At 62.0% G+C, this 25,468-nt stretch carries 22 protein-coding genes and 1 pseudogene; 8 read left to right on the top strand and 15 right to left on the bottom strand.

Annotation, left to right across the window (positions count from 1 at the left end):
* Positions 1-59: 59 nt before the first annotated feature.
* Both VN934_11960 and VN934_11955 read left to right on the top strand, forming a co-directional pair.
* Positions 60-1,985, top strand: a complete 1,926-nt coding sequence (locus VN934_11960; GenBank protein ID HXM19507.1) for a M48 family metallopeptidase — start codon at positions 60-62, stop codon at positions 1,983-1,985.
* Positions 1,982-2,491, top strand: a complete 510-nt coding sequence (locus VN934_11955) for a GNAT family N-acetyltransferase (GenBank protein HXM19506.1) — start codon at positions 1,982-1,984, stop codon at positions 2,489-2,491. The genes VN934_11960 and VN934_11955 overlap by 4 nt, the downstream gene beginning before the upstream one ends.
* On the opposite strand, the gene VN934_11950 is transcribed toward VN934_11955, so the two are convergent.
* From VN934_11950 to VN934_11910, 9 genes and pseudogenes are all read right to left on the bottom strand, one after another.
* Positions 2,481-2,933, bottom strand: a complete 453-nt coding sequence (locus VN934_11950) for a hypothetical protein (protein ID HXM19505.1) — start codon at positions 2,931-2,933, stop codon at positions 2,481-2,483. The two genes, VN934_11955 and VN934_11950, sit on opposite strands and share 11 nt — an antisense overlap.
* A gap of 111 nt (positions 2,934-3,044) precedes the next feature.
* On the bottom strand, positions 3,045-3,812 hold the full coding sequence (locus VN934_11945) for a hypothetical protein (GenBank protein HXM19504.1): 768 nt from the start codon (positions 3,810-3,812) through the stop codon (positions 3,045-3,047).
* A gap of 150 nt (positions 3,813-3,962) precedes the next feature.
* Positions 3,963-5,177 carry an SAVED domain-containing protein gene (locus VN934_11940; GenBank protein ID HXM19503.1) on the bottom strand — a complete coding sequence of 405 codons (1,215 nt, stop codon included), beginning with the start codon at positions 5,175-5,177 and terminating at the stop codon, positions 3,963-3,965.
* The gene (locus VN934_11935) at positions 5,174-6,106 is read right to left on the bottom strand and encodes an ATP-binding protein (GenBank protein ID HXM19502.1); all 933 of its coding nucleotides are present in this window, start codon (positions 6,104-6,106) and stop codon (positions 5,174-5,176) included. The genes VN934_11940 and VN934_11935 overlap by 4 nt, the downstream gene beginning before the upstream one ends.
* Entirely contained in the window at positions 6,103-6,597 is a 495-nt protein-coding gene (locus tag VN934_11930) for a hypothetical protein (GenBank protein ID HXM19501.1), read from the bottom strand. Before VN934_11930 ends, VN934_11935 begins: the two co-directional genes overlap by 4 nt.
* Positions 6,594-7,568, bottom strand: coding sequence for a CBASS oligonucleotide cyclase (locus tag VN934_11925; protein ID HXM19500.1), 975 nt, complete (start codon positions 7,566-7,568; stop codon positions 6,594-6,596). The genes VN934_11930 and VN934_11925 overlap by 4 nt, the downstream gene beginning before the upstream one ends.
* Positions 7,569-7,593: 25 nt before the next feature.
* On the bottom strand, positions 7,594-8,925 hold the full coding sequence (locus VN934_11920) for a hypothetical protein (protein ID HXM19499.1): 1,332 nt from the start codon (positions 8,923-8,925) through the stop codon (positions 7,594-7,596).
* Positions 8,926-9,042: 117 nt separating this feature from the next.
* Positions 9,043-11,010 (bottom strand): annotated as a pseudogene (locus VN934_11915) (vitamin B12-dependent ribonucleotide reductase).
* 269 nt (positions 11,011-11,279) lie between these two features.
* Positions 11,280-12,515 (bottom strand): hypothetical protein, encoded by a 1,236-nt coding sequence (locus tag VN934_11910; protein ID HXM19498.1) that lies wholly within the window; start codon positions 12,513-12,515, stop codon positions 11,280-11,282.
* A 168-nt stretch (positions 12,516-12,683) separates the two neighbouring features.
* Here VN934_11910 and VN934_11905 point away from each other — a divergent pair, with 168 nt between their 5' ends.
* On the top strand, positions 12,684-13,616 hold the full coding sequence (locus VN934_11905; GenBank protein HXM19497.1) for a nitrilase-related carbon-nitrogen hydrolase: 933 nt from the start codon (positions 12,684-12,686) through the stop codon (positions 13,614-13,616).
* Complete coding sequence (locus VN934_11900) at positions 13,613-14,479, top strand: NAD+ synthase (GenBank protein ID HXM19496.1); 867 nt, start codon at positions 13,613-13,615, stop codon at positions 14,477-14,479. Before VN934_11905 ends, VN934_11900 begins: the two co-directional genes overlap by 4 nt.
* Before the next feature lies 1 nt (position 14,480).
* Here the strand turns inward: VN934_11900 and VN934_11895 are convergent, their stop codons facing one another.
* Entirely contained in the window at positions 14,481-16,559 is a 2,079-nt protein-coding gene (locus VN934_11895) for a sugar-binding protein (protein ID HXM19495.1), read from the bottom strand.
* A gap of 170 nt (positions 16,560-16,729) precedes the next feature.
* Here VN934_11895 and VN934_11890 point away from each other — a divergent pair, with 170 nt between their 5' ends.
* Positions 16,730-17,143: a VOC family protein gene (locus VN934_11890; protein ID HXM19494.1), complete on the top strand. Its 414-nt coding sequence runs from the start codon at positions 16,730-16,732 to the stop codon at positions 17,141-17,143.
* A gap of 3 nt (positions 17,144-17,146) precedes the next feature.
* A complete protein-coding gene (locus VN934_11885; protein HXM19493.1) occupies positions 17,147-18,388 on the top strand; it encodes a competence/damage-inducible protein A in 1,242 nt (413 codons plus the stop codon).
* Between the two features lies 1 nt (position 18,389).
* On the opposite strand, the gene VN934_11880 is transcribed toward VN934_11885, so the two are convergent.
* Positions 18,390-18,902, bottom strand: a complete 513-nt coding sequence (locus tag VN934_11880; GenBank protein HXM19492.1) for a GNAT family N-acetyltransferase — start codon at positions 18,900-18,902, stop codon at positions 18,390-18,392.
* A gap of 87 nt (positions 18,903-18,989) precedes the next feature.
* Here VN934_11880 and VN934_11875 point away from each other — a divergent pair, with 87 nt between their 5' ends.
* Positions 18,990-20,090, top strand: a complete 1,101-nt coding sequence (locus tag VN934_11875; protein ID HXM19491.1) for a hypothetical protein — start codon at positions 18,990-18,992, stop codon at positions 20,088-20,090.
* A gap of 4 nt (positions 20,091-20,094) precedes the next feature.
* Here the strand turns inward: VN934_11875 and VN934_11870 are convergent, their stop codons facing one another.
* The 4 genes from VN934_11870 to VN934_11855 form a co-directional block, all read right to left on the bottom strand.
* Entirely contained in the window at positions 20,095-21,138 is a 1,044-nt protein-coding gene (locus VN934_11870) for an S-adenosylmethionine:tRNA ribosyltransferase-isomerase (protein ID HXM19490.1), read from the bottom strand.
* Positions 21,135-21,848: an SDR family oxidoreductase gene (locus tag VN934_11865; GenBank protein HXM19489.1), complete on the bottom strand. Its 714-nt coding sequence runs from the start codon at positions 21,846-21,848 to the stop codon at positions 21,135-21,137. Before VN934_11865 ends, VN934_11870 begins: the two co-directional genes overlap by 4 nt.
* A 143-nt stretch (positions 21,849-21,991) precedes the next feature.
* On the bottom strand, positions 21,992-22,609 hold the full coding sequence (locus VN934_11860) for a response regulator transcription factor (protein HXM19488.1): 618 nt from the start codon (positions 22,607-22,609) through the stop codon (positions 21,992-21,994).
* Positions 22,606-23,775, bottom strand: a complete 1,170-nt coding sequence (locus tag VN934_11855) for a GAF domain-containing sensor histidine kinase (GenBank protein HXM19487.1) — start codon at positions 23,773-23,775, stop codon at positions 22,606-22,608. The genes VN934_11860 and VN934_11855 overlap by 4 nt, the downstream gene beginning before the upstream one ends.
* A gap of 180 nt (positions 23,776-23,955) precedes the next feature.
* Here VN934_11855 and VN934_11850 point away from each other — a divergent pair, with 180 nt between their 5' ends.
* Complete coding sequence (locus tag VN934_11850) at positions 23,956-25,437, top strand: S8 family serine peptidase (GenBank protein ID HXM19486.1); 1,482 nt, start codon at positions 23,956-23,958, stop codon at positions 25,435-25,437.
* Positions 25,438-25,468: the final 31 nt, after the last annotated feature.

Raw genomic sequence — 25,468 nt, 5'->3', positions numbered from 1 at the left:
ATTGTCCCAGCGAAAGGTCGTATTCTGAGTCACAGCGCTATTTCGTCAAAAGGAATTCCATGACCAAAAAGGCCCTGCGAGCGGCAAGCGCCGCCTGCCTCTCCCTGCTCCTATGGTCCAACGTGAGTCCGGCCGTTGCGATGAGCACGTCGCAAGAGGTCGCAAGGGGCCGCGACGAGAGCGATCAAGTCGACCGGCAAAGCGTGCTGGTCAATGATCCTTTCCTGACGGACTGGGTCGGGCGCATCGGCCAAAGGCTTTCCGAGCATCGCAAGCGCGCCGACATCCAATACAAGTTCATCATCATCGACACGCCCCAGATCAACGCGTTCGCGCTGCCGGGCGGCTTCGTGCATGTCAATACCGGACTCTTGAATTTCGTCTCGGCAGACGATGAGCTCGCTGGAATTCTCGGTCACGAGATGGGTCACGTCGAGATGCACCACGTGACCAAACAGGCCAATCAATCCACGATCATGAGCATTTTGCTCGGCATCCTCTCGATCGTGTCGCCGGTGGTCGGGCTGCTCGGCGGTTTGGGCGGCGAACTCGCGATGGACCGCTACTCGCGCGCCGATGAGTTGCAGGCCGATCACTACGGGCTCACCATGATGACGGCCGCGGGCTACGATCCACGCGCGACCGTCGACATGATGACGAAGCTTGGCAAGATGGACCCCGGCCCGGACAGCCGCGCGGATAAAGCGTTCCGGGATCACCCGAATCCCCGCGATCGCGTTTCGCACCTGCTCGGATATCAGGAGCTTGACCGCCCTTCTACCGGCGCGCAGGTGACGCAGGCGATCCACGATCAGGAAGAAGGCCGCTATCAGTACGCGCGCGCCCGGCTCAATGAGGTGGGCGCAGCGTCAGCGGGTGATCCGCTGGCACAGAGCCATCTCTCGCAGCTCGACATCGCGCTGCGTGAATCTGGTCCGCGGGCGGCTGCGGATACGCGCGTCGCAAGTCTGACGCTGCCGGGTGATTCGGCTCGCGCCGATGCGATGAACAAATTGCGCGCCGTCATCGGCGAAACCGATGCAGCGCTCACCGCCGCGAAAAAGCAGGCGAGGGACGGGCTCGGCAACGTCGATGCCCTCGCTGGGCGCCTGCAGCGCATCACGAGCGAAGGGACCGACAGCGGGGGAAGCGGTCCGGGGCCGGGCAAGGGCAAACAGCCGAACCTGCACTCGATCACGGGGGCGCTCGAGCGCATCGCGCGCGACATGACAGCGACGCTGGAGTTCGACGGCGACGTCTTTTCCTCGGCTGCCGGCCTCATCGCGGAGAACCGCGCGACGCTGCGCGAGATGGATGATCTCATGGCGGACCCGCGGCTGACGCCCAAGACGCAGACGCTGCTGACGTACTATCCATCTTTGATCGCGAATCTGTCGACCTCGGACAAGGGGCTGCTCTCGGCTATGGACGCCGCGCGCGCGTCGGTCGCGCGGGGCGATACCGAAGCCAACTCCGTGAGCGCGGTGATGGGGCTGACGCACCTGGTCGATCCGCAGACCGGCGACATCCCGGATCAGAAGATGGCGACGGTGAAGAGCATCGTGGATCACGCGGTCTCGACGTGGGATGACCTCGCGGCCAACGCACAGGCGTCCGACGGGCTCATGTACGTGTCGCAGACGCGCAATCTTTCGGCGGAGATCTCGCTGCTGGACCTGTATTCGGCGCCGGAGCGCTATGCAGCGTATGCGAAGGCGCTGGCGTATCGCTTCAACGGCATCGTCGTTCCGGATTATCCCGCTGCGATCAAGTCGGGCGCGCTGCCGGGCGATATCGCGTGCGCGTCGTGGATCTCGTTTGAGACGAAGGCGCCCGTTGACGCGGTGCTCCGAGACGTTCAGGCGTCGGGCGGCACGTGCGAGGATTATACGCTGCAGAAGCACATGCTGGGGTTGTCGTTGGAGATCGCCGTCGGCTTGGTGTACGAGGGCTACATCGACGAGCCCCAAAAACTCGCGCATTGATTCTGGAAACGCAAAGGCTTGCGCTTCGCCGACTCACGGACGGCGACTTCGACGAGTTGTACGCGATGTTCAACGACCCGCTGGTCATGCGCTACTATCCGGGATTGAAGGACCGCAGCGAGACTGCGGAGTGGTTGGCCTGGCAGCGCGAGAGCTACGCGCGGCACGGCCACGGTTTGTGGGCAGTGGAGCTGCGTTCTTCCCAGGAGTTCGTAGGTCAGGTTGGTTTGCTCGCACAGACCGTCGACGGCGTAGGTGAGACGGAAATCGGCTACTTGTTGAAGAGCGCCTACTGGCACAAGGGTTACGCGACCGAGGCCGCGATCGCGTGCCGCGACTACGGGTTCAATGAACTTGGCCGTTCGCAGCTCATCTCGCTCATCCGTCCGGCGAACGAAGCGTCACGCGCCGTGGCGCAACGGGTGGGCATGGTTGTTTGGAAAATCGTCATGCGTCGCGGCATCGAGCACTTGGTCTACCGAATCCAGAAGGGGCCTATGGCTTGACGATCATCATCACGAGGAGGCTGAGCCAAATAATGCCGCTTACCGCGTTGCCAAGTCCCTCGAAGCGGTCGACCAGCAAGGCGCGCAGCTCCGGCGACGGCTGGTCCTCCGGGCTGTCCTTCGCGGCTTTTGCGAGCCGTAAGAGGCGGGGATAACGCCGCCCAAAGCCCTCCAGAAGAAGGATAACGACGAGAACCATCGAGATCGAAAGCCATCGGGCGTGCAGATCGAATCCGAGGTTGATCGCCGCGAAAAAGCCGATGATAGCGGAGATCAGCACCAGAACGCCACCCGTCGTCTGGGCCGGAATCGCGGCATTCACTGCGGTTCGAATGGAACGGACGTCGCCGCCTTGGATGATCTGCGTGAGAAAAATTCCGGTGCCGACCGTCAGGGCAAAACCCACGAATACGATCGCGACGTGGGCGAACACGATCCACATGCAGGCGCTCGTTCGCTCTGAAAAACCAGCGCCCTTTGCCCCGGGCGCAGAAAAGAGCGGCAACGTCGCGATGGACGCTGCCGCTCTTTTATTGGAGCTTGAGCCGCCTGCTTAGGGCGAGGTCAGCATCGTCGTGTTGCTGGTCGTGAACGATCCGGCTTGCCCGTGCATCGTTCGCGAGACCTTTTCGGTGTAGGCGTTGAGACGGCCGCCGACGAGGGTCATGGCGATCGTGGCGCTGACGTCTGCTTGTCGTTGGCCGCGCGGCGAGGTGAAGGTCAGGGTTTGGCTGCCAGTGCCTTCGAGCTTGGCGCTGTTGCCGTTCACCGAGATGACCTTGACTTTGATCGGCAGAGCGCCGTGCGAATTTCGACCCGCATGGATCGGAATGGATGCGTTCCACTCATCGCCGGCGCGCAGCTGGTTCGGGCTGTTCGGCGCGAGCGCGAGCGCATTGTAGACGGCCTGGACAAACGGGTTCGGCTTTGAGCCCGGGGCCGCTGAAGTCGGATTGACGGGATACGAGGCGTTGAAGGAATCGAGAGCGCCGCCGCTGCTCACTTGAATCGCGTCCTGCGAGGAACGCTTGATGGTCAGCGTGCCGGATTGGTCGTGACGGAAGCCGCGCTCGGCACCGCCGCGCTCGTTGGTCTCTTTCTTGTCGGTCGAGTTGCCGCCGCTTTCCTGGGGTTCGGGCTTGGGGCTGAACGCGGCGCCGCTCGGGCGATCGAAGTGGATCGAGGCTGTGAACGTCTGTGATGCTCCCACGGGCGGGAGCAGCGCAGAGGGCACCGCCGCCATTGATTGGGCTGCGACGGCGATAAGGCATGATAGGAACATGCCGGCCGCGAGGGCCGTGTTCCGAACTGGGTGGGTCACGGTTTTGAGCTCCTTGAGTTATGTTGGGGGATTAGGCAAGAATTAAGAAGATGCCACGGCAATTATGGCTTGCGCCGGTTTTGAATAGCCTGAGAAAAAGGGCGACCAAGCGAGCCGACTTCGATGCTGATCGCGCTACAGCCTCGAACTTCACGGATTGATTATTATAGCGGCTGGCCTATAAGGTGGGTCTTGGTCCGAACCATATTCATAGGTTGCGATTTGAGGAAATGTGTTGAACAATTGGCCCAGCATCATCGCCAGTCCGACGGGACCAGAAAAAAAGAGGTGGACCTTGCCGGTTGCGCCATACGTAGTTCGTGCGTCGCGCACGGCGTCAGATGTCGCACGTGCGATCATCGCCGCCTCGGCTCCGGTTATGCGGCGCGACGGCGGACTGAGGAGCACATCCACGATGCATCGCAGTGGCGGCACCGCCTTTACCGTGCGAGCAAAATCTTCTCGAACATCTCCCGTTACTGAAACCAGAACGGCTAGGTCCTTCGCACCGAGAGTACGAGATTCCGATTTCACCTGGATGGTTGCAGCAACGGCAGGGGCATCGAGGCCCCACAATTGGTCGGCGGTATCCGAGGCTCCCTGTCGCCAATAAATCCGAACACCGCGCGTCGTGGAGAAGCAAGCACCAAGAGCAAAGGCTGCCGGTATTCCTAGAAGCCCTTCGGCAATGACCGTGCGTCCGGACGCCTGCCTTCGCACAGCCTTAGCCACATTATCTAGCGTTGGCAGCAACCGATCACTCCAATCAAGCGCTGAACAGTGACGCGGGTCGAAGCAGTGGGACCAGTCTATGCTTAGCGAACGCCCAAGAGTAGCATGAGGTCGCTCACGTGTGTACAGCGCAATCGATATTGGCTCGTTGGGAGGAAGATAGCCGTGCAGAGCGGAGAGGCGCGCTTCTAAGATTCGTTGACTAACAGCCCGAGCGTCAAGGTCGGAGAACTTCACATCACGTGCTTTGTAGATGTTCCAGAGGGACAGGTCATGATCGGCTATTGAGTCCCCATATACTTGACCAGCATCCTCGTAGTTCAGGCCACCTGAAATAACCGGCACCACTCCGAAGCTTGGATCCCGTCGCCACCGCCCGAGTATCTCCGGCGCTTCAACGAGTCGAATGGCGTCTGAGCTTGCGACAAGTCCAGTCGCGAATAATATTGCGCCGGCAGTCTCGGCGTGGCGGATTGCCGCCCTAGTCGCATCATCAGTTGGTTCGGATTTGAGGTTCTCGGTGTCAAGCCAAGTAGGGATACCATGTTCATGAAGCGCTGACGCTAGCGTGCCGACTCTATCACTATTCTCGCGCTTGTAGCTAACGAACCACCGGCCTCGAGGATCCGTCATCGTGCAGGTTGCGCTTCACTCCGAAATGGCTTTGTCGGCGGTGTTTGTTCTAGAATACGCTGCACGAGCGGCATGTCGATTCGACTATTTGGCAATGCGGCGATAACGATGTTTGGGATTAAGCGCTGGGTCAGATCGGAATATGTGTATCCGAAAGGTCGATTCCCAACAACGCCAGTCTCGCGCACGAGCGTATCAATGTCCGGCACGTCAAGCGGAGGACAGAGCGCATTGTTCAGCACTAGTCGGCGATGAGCGTCACCAGGCCGATCGAAGATCAAGATGTCAGCAGCACGTCGAACAATCCCCATGTCAAGGGAGTCGGGGCGGTTTGTTGCCATGACAACAACAACAGGTGGATCGGCACGTGCGAGATCATTAATCCCTCGTATCAACGCGTTCACGCCGACCCGATCTTCATGGTGCATTTCCGCAGTCTCGCGGCTCTCACCGAGCGAATCGGCCTCATCAATAAAGAGGATCGCTCCGACGCGTGCATCTCCGTTGGCGGCCCGCCACGATTGCGCGTCAGTGCGCACCCGGGCGAAAGCGGTTGAAATCAGCTTGGTCATTTCTCCGACCAAACCGCTACCTCTAGTCGTAAGGGCCAGTCGGTAGAGCTTGACGCCAATATCCAGGTTGCGCGCTACGGCGTCTCCAAGCGTTTCCGCAAGTTCCGTTTTTCCGCAACCAACATCACCGGCGAAGATGAAGAGGGGTGGACGGTTCCTGACGATCTGAGCTAGTTTCTCGTTTCCGAACCGTTTGACCCATGAATGTAAGTAGGTCGGCGTGAACACGACGGCGATTTGCTTGGCCAGACGAGATTTGTGATCTTCGAGCCCTACAAGGGATTCATATCGTCGTTTCGCATCCATCTCAGGGAAGGAAGAAACGTCTAGCGTTTCGACCGCAACTTCTCCGTTCATGAAAGGGTTCTCCGACGCAGAGCCCGGCCGGCGGCGCAGTATGTGTTGTCGGACGTCCAGATGCCGGACACGGGGGCCTCTTCGGCCGGCGTCCGCCGCACTGGCAGCGAAGCCTTGAAGACCTCGCGTTCGGCCTGCGACAGTCTGTCAAAGTAGCTGCTATGCCAGAGATAGCTTGAGAAGGACGCCCCTTGGATGTCGAGCCCCGGTCGAATTCGTCCGGGATCGTGGTCAACTCCGCTGAGTTGTGCGGCTGTATATTCGATTGTGGGCGCTATCCAACGCCCATTCCGCTTGAACCCGAAGCACACTCGGTCCAGGTACATGGCGTTGACGTACAGGGCGATCTCCTCGCCATAGTCCTCGATGGCTTTGTCCGAAGGGGAACCATAGAAGTCTTGCAGGAGTTTTAGATCGGTCTTCAGCTTCGAAGTTAAATAAAGGGCGTGGACGCGCGTGAAAGACGCAGTTGTTGTTTGGGTGAAACTCATGCTGAGAACTCCGGTCCGAAAACTTTCCGCCACTGTCCGAGCGCAATAGCCTTCGTCGTAGCGTAGCTCGCATATGTGATGGCTTCAAGGGCAGCCGTGGCCGCCGCCACGATTGCGCTGCGCTCCCCGTCGGAATACCGAGCAGCGACGTTGTTCACGGGGTTAACCGGGTCGTAAATTTGGATGGGTCTGCCGTCGGTCTTCACGTCTGCCGGAGAGTAGTAGTCGCCGAAGACGATTTTCTCTTTGAGCCCGCCCTTGACGATACAGGAGAAGATTTGTTCCAGCGCACGTGGATAGTCTGACCCGTCCAGGCCGTCGTCGAAACTTTTTGCGACGATTAACTCGAGCATGAAGCTCTTGCATCGAAAAGCCCGGTTTGCTTCCCCTTGCGTTTTCGCCCACCACTTGGTGAGGCGAATCAGTTGTCTGAAGTGCTTTGGCCATGACTTCTTGCGCGTCCGGATAAACTCAAGATGTCGAGGAATGCACGTCAGTACGCGATCGCCCGTATCCGTTATGAGGTATCCGTACAGCTCTTCGTCACCTTCGTAGAGAATAGGCACAACATCGACGTCGAGACCAGTGCCGTAGAACGAAATCGTAACGGCGTGGACACCGGGCTGAATCTGATCCGGGCGCACGAGCTTACCGTAGGCATCGCGCAACCGTTCGGCTATCCATTCGAGAAGGGCCGACTCGTCTGTAGGCGCCTCGCCTTGTTTAACATACACTGCAACGTCGATGTCGTTGATCGTTTTCAGCGACGTACCTTTAGCAAGGCTGCCCGACCCGATCATCTTGACAAGATCAAACTCAGGATTTGCCGCGATATGATCAGCGAGTCGGTCGCGCAAGCGCTGTACCTGTGCGCGTTCCTCCTTGACGTCGTCGCGTTTTAGGTTTACACGCTCTTCCGCGAACGCGACAATGTCAGCGTGGCCAATTTTTGGAGAGAGTATCGTAGACATTTTGCACTTTTCTTGAGTTGCTCGATTAGGAGCAGCCCATGCTCCGACCACACGAGTCGCAGACGTAGCATGCGCCGTTGCGCCGCGTGATCGAGCCGCAGACGTCGCACAGCGGGGCGTCGCCCATCATCGAGGCCATTTGCGCTTCGCGCGAACGCATCGCCGCCATGACATCAGCAAGTACGGGATCGACCGTCCCCTGACCGACGTTAGCACGGCTGGAGTCTTTCCTGCGGTTGGAATTGCCGTTCTGCGCTCTTGCTTGGGGGGATCGGGCATCCGCCAAGCGCCCGGCAGACGATTCTTCAGCCACCTGCTGCGCGGCCACGCGGGCTTCGAATTCTGCCTCTGCTAGCTCTTCGTGGTTGGTCGAGTCGACATCGCGGTCTTCCGGTTTGACCTGGACGAAATCGGTGCGTCCTAGATATTCCATGCCGAGCACGCGGAAGATGTAGTCAACTACGCTCGTACAATGTTTGATGTTCGGATGATCGACGAAACCGTTCGGCTCAAAGCGCGTGAAGACAAATTTGTCGACGAACTCTTCCAGTGGCACGCCATATTGCAAGCCGATCGAAATGGCGATCGCAAAACAGTTTGTCAGGCTTCGGAAGGACGCACCTTCCTTGTGGAGATCGATGAATATCTCACCGAGCGTTCCGTCGCCGTACTCGCCGGTACGCAAGAATACCGTATGACCAGCGATTTTAGCCTTTTGGGTCCAGCCGCGGCGCTTGGCCGGCAGGCGGTTGCGCTCGACGACTTTGGCAATATTCCGGCGAAACTCGGTGTTGGTCGTGTTGGCGAGAATGCGTTGCGCTGCGGCAAGGATCTCATCAGGTCGCAACTCCTCAGCGCGTTGATGGCGCGCCTCCTCGATGCGGCGTTCAAAGTCTTCAGAAAGCGCCAGCTGACGGTCGTCTTCGCCCCGGGTTGTCTTATCAGAGCCTTTGTTCGAGAGCGGTTGCGAGAGCTTAGAACCGTCTCGATAAAGGGCGATGCATTTCACTCCAAGCTCCCAAGAGCGCATGTACACTTCTTGAACATCCGCTACGGAGACTTCGTTCGGCATATTGATCGTCTTGGAAATCCCGCCTGAGATCAACGGTTGGGCAGCGGCCATCATTCGAACGTGACCCATGTGGTGAATGAAGCGTTTGCCGATCTTGCCGCATTTATTCGCGCAATCGAAGATCGCGTAGTGCTCCTCCTTCAAGTGCGGGGCACCCTCGACGGTCATGGCGCCGCAGATTGCATTGTTCGCCGCATCTATTTCTTCTCGGCTATAGCCAAGCTCGCGAAGCAGATCAAAACCAGGTACTGAGTACTGCTCCGTTGTGAATCCAAGGCGGTTCATCGCCTCTTCGCCCAATGCCCACGATGTGAAAGCGAAGCTTATCTCAAACGCGCTCGGGAGCGCCTTCTCGATTTTCGCCAGGTCCTCGTCAGTGAAGCGCCTCGCTCGAAGGGTTTCAGTATTGATGTAAGGCGCTCCATTGAGGGTGCCGGTTCCATTCACATATCGAATAATGTCATCAATCTGCGATTGCTTGTAGCGTAGGTTGCGCAGAGCGAGCACAAGCGACTCGTTTACGATCTTGAAATATCCGCCGCCCGACAACTTCTTGAATTTCACGATCGCGAAGTCGGGCTCAACACCGGTCGTATCGCAGCTCATAAGGAGACCGATAGTTCCAGTCGGCGCCAGTACCGAGGCTTGCGAGTTTCGGTATCCATGTTGCTCGCCAACAGCCAGCGCACGATCCCAACAATCGCGCGCGGCGGCGAGGAGATATGGCGGGCAAAGCGTTTGGTCGATCCCCATTGGCAGGATACGCAGGCCTTCGTATTCCTGTGCTGGGGCGTTGTAAGTCACACGCCGGTGATTGCGGATCACCCGGAGCATCGCATCAGCGTTTTCGGAGTATCGTGGGAATGGCCCAAGCTGCGCTGCCATCTCCGCCGATGTTGCATAAGACTCGCCTGTCAGCATTGCAGTGATTGCGCCGCAAATGGCGAGAGCTCGCGGTGAATCATATGGGATACCAGACACCATAAGCAGCGTACCGAGATTGGCATAGCCGAGGCCGAGTTCACGATAATCGTACGAATTCCGAGCGATCTTCGCGCTGGGGAAGTGCGCCATGACTACTGTTATTTCAAGAACGATTGTCCAGAGGCGAACGGCATGCTTGAAAACATCAGTGTCGAATATGTTGCGTTCGGTATCGTAAAATTTCATGAGGTTCAGGCTAGCAAGATTGCATCCTGTATCATCTAGATGGAGGTACTCGCTGCAGGGATTACTTGCGCGAATACGTCCACCAGCTGGGCATGTGTGCCACGAATTAATGATGTCATCGTATTGGACTCCAGGATCTGCGCACGACCACGCTGCGCTTGCAATCTGATTCCAGAGATCTCGCGCGCGGACCGTGCGGGCCACCTGCCCATTCGTCCGCCAAGTAAGGTCCCACGTTCCGTCGTTGAGCACTGCGTCAACGAATCGGTCAGGAACGCGCACGGAGTTGTTGGAGTTTTGGCCCGAAACCGTTTGATAAGCCTCGCCCTCGTACGAACCATCGAAGCCCGCAGCAATCAAAGCTGCCGCCTTTTTCTCCTCGTCCACCTTCCAATTGATGAACTTGTCGATATCCGGGTGATCCATATCGAGCACGACCATCTTCGCGGCGCGGCGAGTTGTGCCGCCGCTCTTGATGGCACCTGCTGCGCGATCTCCGACCCGAAGAAATGACATTAGCCCACTCGATGTGCCACCGCCAGCGAGCGTTTCGCCCTCAGCGCGCAAATTCGAGTAGTTACTTCCTGAACCTGAGCCCATTTTAAATATGCGCGCTTCACGAACCCATAAGTCCATGATGCCGTTTGCATTTACGAGATCATCGTCAACCGATTGGATAAAGCAAGCATGGCCCTGAATTCGGGAGTAGGAATCTTCCGATTCTCGGACTTCATTCGTCGCTGGGTCTACATAATAATGTCCTTGTGGCGTGCCCTTGATCCCGTACGCATACGCGAGGCCGGTATTGAACCACTGCGGTGAATTCGGCGCCGCCATCTGGTTGATGAGCATGTGGGTCAACTCTGCGTCGAACGCGGCGGCGTCGTCATCGGTATCGAAATAACCGTAGCGACGTCCCCAGTCGGTCCAGCAGCCGGCCAAACGGCGCATCACCTGGCGCGCTGACGTCTCTTTTCCCAGCGAGCCATCCGGCTGCGGCACGCCGGCTTTGCGGAAGTATTTCTGGGCCAGAATATCGGTGGCGACTTGCGACCAGCTCTTGGGGACCTCGAGGTCGCGCATCTCGAACACGACTGTGCCGTCGGGTTCGCGAATCACGGACTCCCGACGATCCCACTCGACGGCATCCAACGGGTCGATGCCTGGCTGGGTGAAGCGCCGCTCGATCTTCATGGGTGAAGCCTCTCTCTCAAAAGCGGACCCGGCGACCCGCGGCCCTTAAGGGCCGCGGCTACGACCGCCGCAATAACGTACTACTGTTCGACGAACGTTTGGCCCCCACCACCTATAGTGGCAGAACGGCTGATGGACCCCATTATATAGCGAAAAAGGGCCGTTTTCAAGAGAAATTCGAACGGCCGTTCGTGCAACGGCGAAGCCTTACGGCATGGGCAATCTAGGGGTTTTCCGCAGAAACCATCCCCAGCTCGTCCCGCGTGTGGAGAAGTTTAGTAGCCGGGCTTTGGGGTCGCGTTGGCGACGTCTACCGTCAGCGTGAAGCCTGCGTAGTACGAAGCACAGCGGCGATCCTGAGCGCTGCTCTCCATCACGGGCGGGGTCAACACAAAACCGTAGTTGGGCCGCCCGCCTTGGGACCAATCGCTCACCGCCCTCGTCACGTCGATCGAGACGAGCAAGCCGTTGAGGATGCTGAAACCGCCGAAGCTCTCGGAATCGCCGGGCCGATCGGCCGGCAGCGTCAAGAACGGGGTCGCCGCGAATGTCGAAGGCGAGCCGCTTTCGTTCATCCATGGGGTTTGCGCCGTCATCAGTTGGCCGGCGCATGAGACGTTGCCGCTCAAGGGATGGCCTTGCGATGTCGAAGAGCTGCGCGTCACGTGGAAGGACAGGGTCGCTGCGAGCACTTTCTTGCCCTTGATGAAATCGCCGAACCACACCGCGCCGCGATCCGAACGACCGGTGCGCTGCCAGCACTTGCCGGACGCCTGATACTCAAGGTCGTAGCCTACGAGGACTTCATCGACCATGGTCGAGCCGAGCAAGCCGGGAAGAGCGGTCTGGTCGCAACCTTGCACCTCGGCGTGACTCGAAAATATCGCAACGCGCGTCGTGTAGTTCGCCGGTTTGAAAATGAGCCGCGACGATCCGGGGGCGAGCGTCGGCGTGGGTGTCGGGCTCGGCATCACGGTTGCCAGCGCCCTGAGTCCGCCCGAAACCGGCGTCGGCGAGGGCGACGGCGATGGCGTAGGTGTAGGCGTGGGGCTCGGTGTCGGCGTCGAAACGGGCGTGGGGGTCGGCGTCGGCGTCGGAGAGTGCGTCGGGGTTGCGCTCGGTGTCGGCGTCGGAGTCGCGCAGGTGACGGTGAAGGGCGCCGCAGCCGTGATCGTGGCGGAGAGCGACGAAGCCGAATACGTCACGGCGAGCGTACCCGTGCCGGAAGCCGCCACTGCATACGAATCCGTGATGGGCAACTTCGCGCCCGCTGCCAGATGGAATGGAAAAAGACCTGACGGCGATCCGTCGCTATGGGTAAACGTGTACGTTCCGGAAGCGCCCGCTGCCGTGCCATTCACGATCGAACCGCTGAACTTCATGGTCGCCGGGCAAGAGCCGGTATAGGACGGCGTCACCGGCGCGAACGTCGCTGTGACGTCAGCGGCTGCTCGAGCCGCCACGAGCGGCGCGCACAGCAGCAAAGCCGTCAGCACGATCGGCCAGCGCATCCAGTTCCTCATCCGTTTTGCCCCAATCATCCGGCAACGCCCGGAATACAAATACTTACTAAAAGCTACTTGGCACAAGCGTGCCTTGCCAGCCCTATAACGTAGCGCGGCGTGCCCTTAGTTCCCTCCGGCGGGGTGCGCGCCGGCCGTGTGGCGAAGTAATCAAACGTGCCGAAAACCGCAAAAGAAGTCGCGCTCGCACTCGTGCAATTCGCTCCGAAGAAGGGCGACGTCGACGACAATCTTGCAAGCGTCGAAAAGGCGTTTAAACGCCTTGCCGGCGACGTCGAGGCGTTTCCCGACGTCGTCGTTTTTCCCGAAACATCGCTCTCCGGCTACTTCGTCGAAGGCGGCGTGCGCGACGTCGCGCTGCCGGCCAAAAAAGTGCTCGCGCGGCTGCAGGCCGCGGCGCGCCGCGGCGTCGGGAAGAAGCTGAAGAACTTCGACGTCGTGCTCGGCTTCTATGAAGACGATGGCGGCGTGCTCTACAACAGCGCGCTCTACGCGACATTGGGCCCTAGCCCGCGTTTGCGCCACGTCCATCGCAAGATATTCCTGCCGACCTACGGTGTTTTCGACGAAGAGCGTTTCGTTTCGCGTGGCCGCGGCGTTCGCGCCTTCGACACACCGCACGGCAGAGCCGCGATCCTGATCTGCGAGGACGCCGTGCACTCGCTGTCGACCACCATCGCCGCGCTGCGCGGCGCGCAGATCATCTACATCCCTAGCGCATCGCCGGGCCGAGGTCTTGAATCTTTCGAACCGTCCAACGTCCGCATGTGGCGCGACATCATCCGAGTCGCAGCGTCGGAACACGGCGTCTTCATCGCGTATGCCGGCCTCGTCGGATTCGAAGGCGGCAAGGGCTTCACCGGTTCGTCGCGCGTGGTCGGACCGTTTGGCGACCTGCGCGTAGAGGCGCCCTTCGACGGCGCCGCCATCCTGCGCGCGCGCATCAATCTCCATGACGTCGCCGTTGCGCGCGCCGCGCTGCCGGCGCTCGGTGATCTCGAAAGCAATCTTCCCGAACTCTTGGCGTCGCTGGATGGAAGAGCGAGCCGAAACGGCGCGCGCAAGGCCACAGCGCGGGCCAAGCGATGAATCCGCGTTCACCGGTGTTTCCCATCGTCCGCGAACAGGAGCGAGCGGCAGACGAACTCGCCATCGATCCTGTTCTGGTCGAGCGCTGGCTCGTCGGGTTCTTGCACGACGAACTTGTGCGCAGACGCGGCATCACCGAAGCTGTCGTCGGGGTGTCCGGCGGCGTCGATTCGGCCGTAGTGGCGTACCTATGCGCGCGCGCGCTCGGTCCGGGTCACGTGCTCGGCGTGCGCATGCCATACAAGACGTCCAGCCCCGAGAGTTCAGCGCACGGCGGGCTGGTCATAGCGCAGACGGGCATCCGCGAGCGGGTCGTCGACATCAGCAAAGCCGTGGACGGCTATCTCAAAGAAGAACCCGCCGCCTCGGGTCAACGCCGCGGCAACGTGATGGCGCGCATGCGCATGATCGTCTTGTTCGATCAGTCCGCGAAGAGCGGCGGCCTGCCGATCGGCACGGGCAACAAATCGGAGCGCATGCTCGGCTACTTCACGTGGCACGGCGACGACTCGCCCCCCATCAACCCGATCGGCGATCTTTTCAAAACCCAAGTGTGGGCGCTTGCGCGGCACCTCGGCGTGCCGAACGAGATCATCGACAAGCCGGCCACCGCGGATCTCATCCGCGGTCAAACGGATGAAGAAGATCTCGGCATCACCTACGAGCGAGCCGACCGCATCCTGCACCGGCTGCTCACGGGCTACCAGGTCGACGACATCGTGAGCCGAGGCTTTGCACGAGCCGACGTTGAGCTGGTGAAGCGGCGCGTGGACTCGACGCACTGGAAGCGGCATCTCGCCACCACTGCGCTGGTGTCAGGCACGGCGATCAACGAATTCTACCTGCGCCCGGTGGATTACTAGACTACGAGCCTTTTTCCGCGCCGAAGTAGCGGATCAGCTTGAGGATGAGCGCGGGCTTCGTGGCGAGCGTATTCGGACTTCCATAAGCCAGGTACAGCTCGTTTTGGCCGCTCTTGCGGTAATACGCCATCGTGACGTTCCCGGCGTTGACGACGCGCGGTGCAGGCGTCAACGGCGGCGCCGTACCGATGATGCGGCGCAAGCCGATCGCCAGCGATGATTCCGCTGAGAAGTGAAACGCATAGCTGGCGCGCTCAAGCCACTGGACTTCCCTGACGCCTGAATCCGGCAAGAAGTCGGTGTCGTCCGCCTCGAACGAGAGGGTGCCGCGCTGTCCGGCCTTGATGCTCGAGGTGCGTGTGGTCGTATGGAGGTAGCCGTTGCCGAAGCGGCCCACGTTGTACGAGATCGTGCTCGGCAGGGAGCCGGAGGTGCCGTACCCGAGGGTTGCGCCGTTCTGGTTGATCGTCGCGGCGGTGCCGTTAAAGAGCACAAGATATTGCGTTCCGCTTGACGCCGAAAGCGATAGCTGATTGCGCGTCAGGATGGTGAGACCGGATCCGCTGTTGGCATAGCCAAGCAGCCCGGCTTGGTTACGGTAGCGCTGGAGATCTTCAGACACGGTGACGCTTTGGATAAAGCGCTGCGGCGCGAAGTCGAACTCCCGGAAGGTGTACAGCGACGGCCCCCTGACGTCGGCGAGCGAAACGAAAGCATCCGCCGGCGCATACATTGCGCCCACGTTGTGCCAAGCGGGGAAGAAGCCTGATTTCGGCGTGTAGAGATTCAAGCCGAACTCGTTCATGTTGCCGAGCGACGGATCGGTGACGCCCGTGCCGCGATCCTGCGAATACGTCTCGTAGACGCTGAAATTGTGGGCGTTACCGACCCTGGCCTGATAGGTCATGGTGTTGTCGATCAGACCGAGCGTGGTGACCGTCTGGTGCTGTGCGATAAGGCTGTAGCGGTGATCCGCGCTGGTCCATCGCATCGCCTGCGCGGCATCGGTCCGCTGGTTGCCGATCGCGGCGAAGCCGGCGAAGTTCAGGAGCCCTTGCACGCCCTCGACGGCGAATCCGGTGCGCGGCGTCGGAATGCTCGGCGTGTACAAAAGCGGGAAGACCGGGCAGTCGTTGCAGTTGAAATTGTTATAGAAGTTCGAGCCCTGCGTGAAGAAAGGACGTATCTCCGTGAACTGCCGCGGGAACGCGGTGGGCGAGATCGTCTGTTGGTCCAGTTCGACGTTTGAGTAATCGGGGTGAATGGTGCCGATGAACGACGCGGTCGGCGTGATCGGGAATGCGAAATCGGCCCCCATGCGCGAAGTCGAGCCGCCCGCCCGCTGCGAGGCTGCCTGGCCGAGCGCGTACACGCCGATTCTCGGCTTGGTGCGCGTGCTTCCCGCAGACGCCGTGACGCCCTCGAAAAATCCGATCGCGGTGCTGTCGTCGGTCGACTGCTGTGACCCCGAGTGGCTCCACTCGAACGTCTGCTTCGTGGCATGTACGCCCCGATCGAACTGTAGGCGCCACGACTTGCGGCCGTCGCTGCGCATCACTTTGAGGGGGATCTGCATCGTCACGATGTAGCCCGACGGCGTCGTCTTGGCCACGGCGGTCCAGGTGGGCGTGAAGGCCGAGTTCTCCGTCGAGATCTGATTGCGCGTGCCGATCGGCGTCGCGGCGAAGACATACTCGAAACCGTGATCGCCGCCCGGCCATAGGTAGATCCGCACGACGTCGTCTGCCGCAAGCGTGACGTTGTTCGTGCGCAGCGTTGCGGTGATGGGCTCGGCCTGCTTGGCGACGAACGCGACGTAGACATGTTGCGCGTCCATCAACACGTAGGCGTCGGTTTGCTCCGATGCCGGGCGCTGGAACGAATAATCCCACTCGAGCTGCGCGTGCGCGGCTTTCTGCCACAGCGGGTCGTCAAGCGTGCCGTCGATCTTCGGCGGCGTGTCCACCCGCACGGCGTCAAGAGAGAACGGCTGCGCGGCCGCGGCGTAAACCGCTTGCGGCACAACGCCGAAGAGCACAATGGAAAGAAACGCACCGGTCCACGCTTTCGCTGCCCGCATGACACCCCCAACAGCGCGGACCGTGCACCGGCTGCCTTTGAACGCTGACTACTGCTGACGCCGTGAAAAAGTTTCGCGTCCGATACGCCGGCCGCCCGCAGCGCTTTTCAGGGCTTTTTCAGGCGGGACCAGCCCGCATCCGGGGCTAAAGCCCCGGCACTACATTGCGTTTGGTAGGAGGAACGAACATTTCCAGATATCTGCACACCTCGATCTTCGTCAACGACATGGACGAGACGATCGCCTTTTACACCGAGAAGCTCGGCCTGAAACTGCTCGACAAGGCGCACTACCCGGGCAACGCCGACATGGCATTCGTCGGGCGCGACTGGAACGCGTACATCGAATTGGTCTTCGATCTCGAGGCCCATCCGCCGTACGAGGTCGGCAACCGCTACGAACATCTCGCGGTCGAAGTCGACGGCGATCTGCCGGCGCTCGTCGAACGCCTGCGCGCCGGCGGCGTGAAGATCGTCAAGGAGCCGAAGAAGTCGCCCGGCGGCACGCGCTCGCTCGCCATGGTCGAAGATCCCAACGGCGTGGTCGTGGAGCTGCTCGAACCAAAGTCCGGTTCCATCAAGTAACGCGTGCCGACGGCGGAGATCGTCACGGTGGGCACCGAGCTCTTGCTCGGGCAACTGGTGGATTCGAACACAGCGGTGATCGCTTCAGCGCTGGCCGACGCGGGGATCGACGTGCACTTCGAGACCTCGGTCGGCGACAACCGCGAGCGGATCGCCGAAGCGGTGCGCGCCGCGCTGGCGCGAGCGGACTGCGCGATCTGCGCCGGCGGCCTGGGTCCGACGGTCGACGACATGACGCGCGACGGCATCTCCGACGCGCTCGATCGCCCGCTCGAATTGCACGAGCCGAGCTTGCAGGCGATCCGCGCGATGTTCGATCGGCTGGGCCGGCGCATGGCCGACAGCAACGTCCGGCAAGCGATGATGCCTCGCGGCGCGAGCGTCATGGACAATCCCCTCGGCACCGCTCCGGGGTTCATCGTCGAGCGCGAGGGTAAGGTCGTCGCCGCGATGCCGGGCGTGCCGCGCGAGCTGCATCTGATGTTGAAAGAGCGGCTCATTCCGTGGCTGGTCGCGCGTTTCCAGCCCCAGGCCACCATCGTGACGCGCGTCCTCAAGACCATCGGCGTCGGCGAATCCGACCTCGACCAGCGCATCGCCGACCTGTTCCGGGCCGGCGTCAACCCAAGCATCGCGGTGCTCGCCCACGCCGGCGCGGTAGACGTCAAAGTCACAGCTAAGGCGCGGACGCGCGAGGCGGCGATCGCGATGCTCGATGCGCTCGAGCCGCAGTTGCGCCAGCGGCTCGGTGACTGCATCTTCGCAGTCGACCGCGGCTCGATCGAGGAGGTTGCGGGCGAGTGTCTGCGCCGCCGGAACTGGTCCGTCGCAACGGCGGAGTCGTGCACCGGCGGGTTGGTCGCGGCGATGTTGACGTCGGTCGCCGGCGCTTCCGATTATTTTCGCGGCTGCGTCGTGGCCTACGACGAGGATTCGAAGATCGCGATGCTCGACGTCGCGCCCGATCTGCTCGAAGCTCATGGGGCGGTGAGCGAAGAGGTCGCGAGCGCGATGGCTGTGGGAGCGCAAGCCGCATTCCGCTCGACGCTCGCCCTCGGCATCACCGGCGTCGCCGGACCCAGCGGCGGCAGCGAAGAGAAACCGATAGGCCTGGTGTACGTCGCGTTAGCGGGGCCGGAGGCCGCGGTCGACGTCCGGCGCTTGATGCTGCCGGGCGACCGCGAATTCATTCAGCGCCGCGCCGCCCTCGCGGCACTCACGCTGCTCTGGAAAGCGGCAAGGTAGTTCATTTAAACTCTTCGCGTTTGAGATCGTAGAACGCGACGTCGAAATTGTAATACTTCCTGATACCGTGATAGGTCATGCCGCTTTTCTCGAGCACGCGGCGCGAGCCTATATTGGCCGGCAGCGCGATGCCGACGATCATGCCAAGCTCCTTCTCGTTGAAGCCATAGCCGAGGCAGGCGCGCGCCGCTTCCGTCGCCAGGCCTTTTCCCCACCAAGCCTTGCCGAGCGCATAGAATACTTCGATGAACTCCGATTCCGGTAGGGCCTTGATGCCGGCGTGTCCGATGAGCCGCTGAGCGTCGCGGTCGATCACCGCCCACAAACCCTCGGGCTCCGGGATCGGACCGAGAAAGCGGGTGAAAAATCGCTCGTGCGCTTGGTCGCGCGGCACGGCCGTGCCCGTCGGCAAGAAACGATTGACTTCGGCATCGCCGTAGATCTGCTCGTAGTACGCTTCGAAGTCATCGGCCGTAAAAGGGCGCAGCAAAAGTCGCTTGGTCTCTAAGATCATGCCGCGAGATTCGCCGTTGCAACAGGCTAAACCGTTCTCGCGCCTCTTGAACAGGCCCCATTCCCGGGCGCAGGGAAAAGACCGGATATGGGAGCGCTTGTTGTCGCGCTAGTCCTGCTCTCCTCCGGCATCGCAGTCGTCGACGCATCTCCGTCCGTCATCGAGACCTCGAACGGTTACCATTATACGCCGGCGGAAGCGCGTGAGGCTATCAGAAGCTATCAGCGGATAGCCACCGATCACAACTTCACGATGTACACGGAGTTGACGCCGGCCGGAGAGATGCCCGCGTGGGATCCCATCGCGCACTACGTTGGACTCAAGAAGATGCCGAACGGTGAATCAGTCTACAACGTATGGCTGAACGAACGCTATCGACGCGCGCTCGATAATCTCGCCGCCGTCGATCCTTCAATCGCAACGCAGATATTGTCCGCCATGCTCATGGTCGCGATGGACGGTGGGCTCGCCGGTCCGAGATGGAAGTCCATGTTCGCCGACGCGACTCACCGAGATCTGCTGCAAGCACCTGGCGTCTCGGACCCATACAAGAACCGGCACGCACTTGTCGCTTTGCTGGCTCAGGACCGGTCAGCATACGCCACAAGTATGCGTCCCGAAGGCGTCGTCGGGCTCACCGGGAGCGTGCTGACAAAGCCCATCAAATACTCAAGCGACCTCGTCGGGTTCGCGCAGGCGGGAATCGGAGCCGGCCGCATGACCGAGTTCCTGGACGACCAGCGTGCACTCGCCGAACCCGATGCGCAGCATTTCATCGACGACTGGTTTTCGCATTTCGAGGAAATGCTCCCGACCGAGAACGCGCGAACCTTCCTCAAACAGCAGCGAAGCCTGCTCGTCGTCGATGCTTCATTCGACCGGCAACGGAGCAGTCAGGCGTTCGTTCAAGCGATGCAGAGCGTGGCGAATCAGCTTTCTGCAAGCCAAACAGGCGCTTTCCTCATCGGCCTGTACGCGGAGGAAGCCGGCTATAACGCCGCTCTCACCAAAGACACCAGGGTTGATTCTTTTTTCCGGGGGACGATCGCACAGGACTCGGCGCTCGATGCGACCATGCCGAAGATGGCGGCAATGCGCCAGCACCTAGCGGGTCTTAACGCCGGAGACTGGGAGCCCGTCAAGAAGCAGTCCGCCGCGATAGTGAGCTACATTCTCTCGGGGCGCTAGAGCCTCAAATGAGCAGGTGGACGTCCCCGAACTCGTGCCACAAGTAGCGGGCCTCGAGCGCCGCTCGATAGGCGCGAGCGATGGTGTCCGCGCCGGCGACCGCTTCGAGCATCGCTAAGTGCGTGGAGCGCGGCTCGTGGAAGCCGGTCAGTAGACCGTCGACCACGCGAAGGCCGCGTTGCGCCGTGATGACCAGGTCGGTCCAGCCTTGCGCGGCGATGCTCCGGCCGGAGCCGTCGAGCGCGCTCTCGAGCGCTCGCACCACGGTCGTGCCCACCGCGACTACGCGGCCGCCGTCCGCTTTCGCGCGGCGCACCGCTTGCGCCGTCTCCGCGGAGACGCTGAAATATTCTTCGCCGGGAACTTCATCGCGCTCGGGGCTGGCGACGCCGGTGTGCAGAAGGATCGGCGCGATCTCCACGCCGCGCTCGCGCACCGCGCGCACGATCTCGGGCGTGAACGGCCGGGCTGCGGAAGGCATCTCCGCCGATCCGGGGGTCGCCGCGAACATCGTCTGATACGCGTCGATGGGCCATTCGCCGCGAACGTATTTGTATTTGATCGGCTTGCCCCATTGCGCGAAGTACTCGTAAGGATCATGTAGTGCCGGGGCTTTGGCCCCGGGAAACTCCAATCGCGCGATCCATAAGCGCCGGGAATCCTGGTGCGGCGCGAGCAGCTGCGCGAGTCCCCCGCCCAACAACGCGAACGCTTCGCCAGGCTGCACGCTCGTCTCGCGCGGCTCGACAACCCACAACCCACCGGGCAGCTTTGTGGAGACGTGCAACGCAAATGTTGCGCCGTCCGAAGACCGCGCGCTCAAGGCCGCGGGGATCGTCGCCGATTCGTTGACGACAAGCAGGTCGCCCGCGCGCAAGAAGAGCGGCAGTTGCGGGAAGCGTCCGTGCACGATCTCGCCGCGGTCGAGCCGGCTCACGAGCATGCGGACCTGATCGCGCGCGATGCCGCGCGCTTCCGGCGGCTCGCTCGCCTCCAACTCCGGCGGCAGCGTGAATTCAAACGCAAGACCGTTGTTAACGTCTATCACGGCGCCACGACGAGTTTCTGCGCTTCGAACCTGCCGAATGGTGCGGTCTCCCGCTCGATGATCTCAAGGAGCGCCGGAGCCACCAAGCTTGGGTTCGGCAAATGGCTCAAGTCGACGCCGGGTTCGGCGTCCTCATGCATCTTGGTATTCATGTCGCCCGGATCCACGACGTACACGCGAATCCCGCTGCCTTCGATCTCCGCGGCCAAAACGCGCGAGACGTGCTCGAGCGCCGCCTTACTGGAACCGTAGCCGCCCCAACCGGGATAGGCGTTCACGCCGGCATCCGACGTGATGTTCACGATGACGCCGGTCCCCGCCGCGCGCAGCGCAGGCAACGCGAGCTGGATGAGGTGCAGCGGGGCGATGACGTTGACGCGCATGATGCGCGCGAAGTCGGCCCAATCCAGATCTTCGAGTTTGGGCATCGGGCTGGGGCCCAACTCGGACGCGTTGTTGATCACGATGTCCAAGCGGCCAAAGCGGCGCAACGTCTGCTCGACGATGTCTTCGGCCCTTTCGGAGACGTCGGCCGCGATCGCGAGAACCTCCGTTGACGTGCGAAGCTGGTTCGCAGCCACTTCCAACTGAACCGGGTCGCGCGCGACGATGGCAAGGGGCGCGCCGCGCCGGGCGAGCAGACGCGCCGTCTCGAAGCCCAGGCCCCGGGAAGCGCCGGTGACCAGGACGACCCTATTTCGAATGTCCATGCCTACAGTATGCGGCGCGCCGGGGGACAGGCACACCGTGCTTGCGGTCGGGCCTCACCTGTCCGAAGGGACGGGGACGAACGTGGATATGGGGGACGAACGTGAATGTAGTGTTCCGAGCGAGCGCAGCGAGCTCGGAGAATTTACAACAGGCCGCGCTGCGAGGCCAGCGCCACCGCCTGAGCGCGATTGTCCGCGCCCAGTTTGCTCATCACCGAACTCACGTGGTACTTGACCGTGCGTTCCGTGATGCCCAACTCGCTCGCGATCTGCTTGTTGCTGCGCCCATCGCTCACGAGGCGGATCACTTCGACTTCTCGAGGACTCAACGCGCCGGCGCTCTTGGGCTGCGTGATCTCGGCCATCAGTCTGGCTGCGACGTGCGGCGCGAGATGCGTGCCGCCCTCGTGCACGGCGCGCACGGCCTTCACGATCTCTTGCGCCGGAGCGCCCTTGAGCAGATAGCCTTTGGCGCCGGCGCGGATCGCGGGGATGATCTTGTCGTCGGTTCCATACGCGGTGAAGACGATGACGCGCGCCGCGGATGAGCGGCCCAGACGCCCAAGGGCTTCCACTCCGCTCATGCCGGGCAATTCGAGATCGAGCAAGATCACATCCGGCTGCTGGCGTTCCAAAACGCGGAGCAGTTCCTCGCCGCTCGACACAGCGCCCACCACGCGAAAATCCGCCTCCTGCTCCAACACTGCGCTCAGGCCTTCACGCACCACCGGATGGTCGTCCACCAACACGATCGTGATCACGAGCGCGCACCAACCGCGGGCACTTTGGCGCTCGCCGTCACCGTGGTGCCGCGCCCGGGTATGCTGCTGATGCGAAGATCGCCCCCGAGCAAGCGCGCGCGCTCGCGCATGCCGAGGATGCCTTGCCCGCTTTCGCCGGCGCCGCTCGTCTTGGACATCCGAAAACCGCGGCCGTTATCGGCGACCGTGAGGCGGACCGCGCGCGCGCGCGCGTGCAGGGTCATCACGACCTCGGTGGCGCCGGCGTGTTTGCGGACGTTGGCCAGCGACTCCTGAGCGATGCGGAACAATTCATCTTCGAACGACGGCGGCAGCGCGAGATCGCCGGCGCTCCGGCGCACGCGCACGCGCACGCCCGTTTCGGACGTGAAGCCCCGCGCCAATGCCGTCAGCGCCTCGCCGAGCGGGCCGCGCGGCGGCGACGAGCGCAACGCCAGCACCGAGCGGCGCGCGTCTTCGAGATTTTCGCGTGCGACGTCGAGCGCGCGCTCCAAACGCGCTCGCGCCTCGACCGCCGAGCCATCGATCCGCTGCAGCGCCGCCTCGATCTGCAGCGCGATCGCCGTCAGACCCTGCGCGAGGGTGTCGTGGATCTCGCGCGCGATGCGCGTGCGCTCCTCGGCCCGCGCCAGGCGCGCGCTTTCTTCCGCCAACCGCGCGCGTTCGACCGTGATGCCGATCTGATAGCCGATCATCGACAGCAGGCGCAGTTCGTCTTTGGTGAGGCGCCGCCACTTCGGACCGGTGAGGTTCATGATGCCCAGCGGCTTGTCTTGGAAATACAACGGGATGCTCGCATGAAAGCGCAAGCCCTGCGTCAGGTCCGTCAGATTTTTCTCCACCGCGGGCTTGAGACGGCTGCACTCGATCACGTCGATGTTCTTCGCGGCGAGATGGCCTTCACCGAACTCCTCGGTGCAGGTGCACCAGCTGCCCGCCATGCGCACCGGATCTTGCAAGTACGGCGGCAGATTGTGCGCCGCCGCTTTGTAGAAATGCGCGGTCTCCGGGTCGAGGAGCCAGATCCAGCCGGTCGAAAGGCGCAGCAGTTTGGTGACGAGGGCGAGCGTGCGATCGAGCGCTTCGTCGACATCCACCGTGCGATTGAGCTCCTCCGCGATGGCATTAAGGATGCTCAGGTCGTCGGTGCGCCGGGATACCGCCATGCGCGGTCAATTATGTCCGTGACGAGCGGGACCTCCGGCGGGCACTGCACTTTGTGCGCCATTATGTCGTTATATATAGATGAATGATTCGGGAACGCGGCGGGACGCCGGCCGCCGCAAACGGAACCCTCCGTTTGAGCCTGGGGCGCTCACCTAACCCAATTTGGAGGCCTTGCCTTAATGAAGCTTCGCAATCTTGCTCCGCGCCTCAAGGCGCTTTCGATCATCGCCGCTTTGGCGCTCGCCGCGTGCAGCGGCGGCGGCGGCGGCACCGGCGGCGGCGGGGGCCCCACCCCGACGCCGACACCAGCGGGTATCGCCGGATGCAATAGCGGGGCATCGAGCATCACCGCGGGCGTGCCCGACACGCCGTTCGTGCGCCCGGTGAACCGCGGCCAGCAGCAACCGAGCATGCCGCTCGCGCGCGTGTCAGTCAAATATTCGGGAACGGGCCAAGAACCCGCTGTGACCGCTGCGCTTGGTCGCATCGGCGGCAAGCAGTCCGCGCCGGTCAATCCGCAAGGCTGGGCCGTCATCGATCTGCCGCAGGGCCGCGACGCCGCTTCGGCGGCCGCCGCTCTGCGCGGAACTCCGGGCATCGTCGACGCGGCGCCGGTCGTGCCGCGCTATCTCCAGACGACGATCCCCAACGATCCGGGCTTCGGCACAGCAAGTCAGATGCTCACGGGTCCGCAGACGACGCACGTGCAGCAGGACATGTGGATCACCAACATGCCCGCCGCTTGGGATATCACGACAGGCTCGTCGTCCGTGATCATCGCCATGATCGACACGGGCTATGACGCCAACAACGCGGACTTGTGCGCCAAGGTCGTGAACAGCGCGGTGTTCGATCTCGGAACCGGCGTCCAAGACCTGCTCGCCACCGCGCAAGACAACGACGGCCACGGCACCAACGTCAGCAGCATCGCGGCCGGATCGACCAACAACGCGCTGCGCTGGGCCGGCGTGGGCTGGAACGTCAGCCTCATGGAGATCCGCATCTTCCCGCACCCGACGAGCGGAACCCCGAACCCAACCGCGTCGTCGGCGGACTCGGCCGCGGCGATCAACTACGCGGTCGCGCACGGCGCGAAAGTCATCAGCATGAGCTACGGCTCGGCCAGCTCCGATCCGACTGAATCGGCGGCTGCGGCCGCGGCGATCACCGCGGGCGTCATCTTGGTGGGCGCTTCAGGCAACGGCTCGGCGAACATCGTCGACTTCCCCGCAGCGTATACCGGCGTGATCGCGGTCGGTGCGAGCGCCATTGACGACACCACGACTCCGTCCTCGCCCACAGAATACGTAGCGTCGTATTCGAACTTCGGTTCGCGGCTTGACGTGGTCGCGCCCGGCGGCGATCCGACACTTGCCCAGCAGAGCTGCGGAGTTTCGCCGGCATGCGACTATCTCCAGTGGGTCATCAACAACTACTCGACCACGGCGTTCAGCGGCACCGGCTTCCACAGCGCGTTTTTCGCCGGCACGTCGCAAGCGACGCCGCACGTCGCGGGTCTCGCCGCGCTCATGGCCTCGAAGACGCCGGGGATTTCGCCGAACACCGCACGCATCACCATAAGGACCTGGGCTCACAACATCGGCGACGCGCATCAAGGCCAGGGACGCATCGACGCGCTCGCGACCCTCAACCATACGTAAGCGAAGCGCGTCGCGTCGAGGCAAGGTCGCT

Origin of the sequence: Candidatus Tumulicola sp. (genome assembly GCA_035601835.1) — a bacterium.
Lineage (GTDB): Bacteria > Vulcanimicrobiota > Vulcanimicrobiia > Eremiobacterales > Eremiobacteraceae > DATNNM01.
Note: the sequence above shows the minus strand (reverse complement) of the source record. Positions and strands in the feature narration are given on the sequence as shown.

Bases quoted from the DNA above. Each gene is read 5' to 3' on its own strand.
- VN934_11895 (HXM19495.1), bottom strand. From the start codon at position 16,559: ATGCGGGCAGCGAAAGCGTGGACCGGTGCGTTTCTTTCCATTGTGCTC.
- VN934_11850 (HXM19486.1), top strand. From the start codon at position 23,956: ATGAAGCTTCGCAATCTTGCTCCGCGCCTCAAGGCGCTTTCGATCATC.
- VN934_11880 (HXM19492.1), bottom strand. From the start codon at position 18,902: ATGATCTTAGAGACCAAGCGACTTTTGCTGCGCCCTTTTACGGCCGAT.
- VN934_11910 (HXM19498.1), bottom strand. From the start codon at position 12,515: ATGCGCTGGCCGATCGTGCTGACGGCTTTGCTGCTGTGCGCGCCGCTC.
- VN934_11920 (HXM19499.1), bottom strand. From the start codon at position 8,925: ATGAACCGCCTTGGATTCACAACGGAGCAGTACTCAGTACCTGGTTTT.
- VN934_11930 (HXM19501.1), bottom strand. From the start codon at position 6,597: ATGAGTTTCACCCAAACAACAACTGCGTCTTTCACGCGCGTCCACGCC.
- VN934_11855 (HXM19487.1), bottom strand. From the start codon at position 23,775: ATGGCGGTATCCCGGCGCACCGACGACCTGAGCATCCTTAATGCCATC.
- VN934_11940 (HXM19503.1), bottom strand. From the start codon at position 5,177: ATGACGGATCCTCGAGGCCGGTGGTTCGTTAGCTACAAGCGCGAGAAT.
- VN934_11925 (HXM19500.1), bottom strand. From the start codon at position 7,568: ATGTCTACGATACTCTCTCCAAAAATTGGCCACGCTGACATTGTCGCG.
- VN934_11935 (HXM19502.1), bottom strand. From the start codon at position 6,106: ATGAACGGAGAAGTTGCGGTCGAAACGCTAGACGTTTCTTCCTTCCCT.
- VN934_11875 (HXM19491.1), top strand. From the start codon at position 18,990: ATGGGAGCGCTTGTTGTCGCGCTAGTCCTGCTCTCCTCCGGCATCGCA.
- VN934_11900 (HXM19496.1), top strand. From the start codon at position 13,613: ATGAATCCGCGTTCACCGGTGTTTCCCATCGTCCGCGAACAGGAGCGA.
- VN934_11950 (HXM19505.1), bottom strand. From the start codon at position 2,933: ATGTGGATCGTGTTCGCCCACGTCGCGATCGTATTCGTGGGTTTTGCC.
- VN934_11960 (HXM19507.1), top strand. From the start codon at position 60: ATGACCAAAAAGGCCCTGCGAGCGGCAAGCGCCGCCTGCCTCTCCCTG.
- VN934_11865 (HXM19489.1), bottom strand. From the start codon at position 21,848: ATGGACATTCGAAATAGGGTCGTCCTGGTCACCGGCGCTTCCCGGGGC.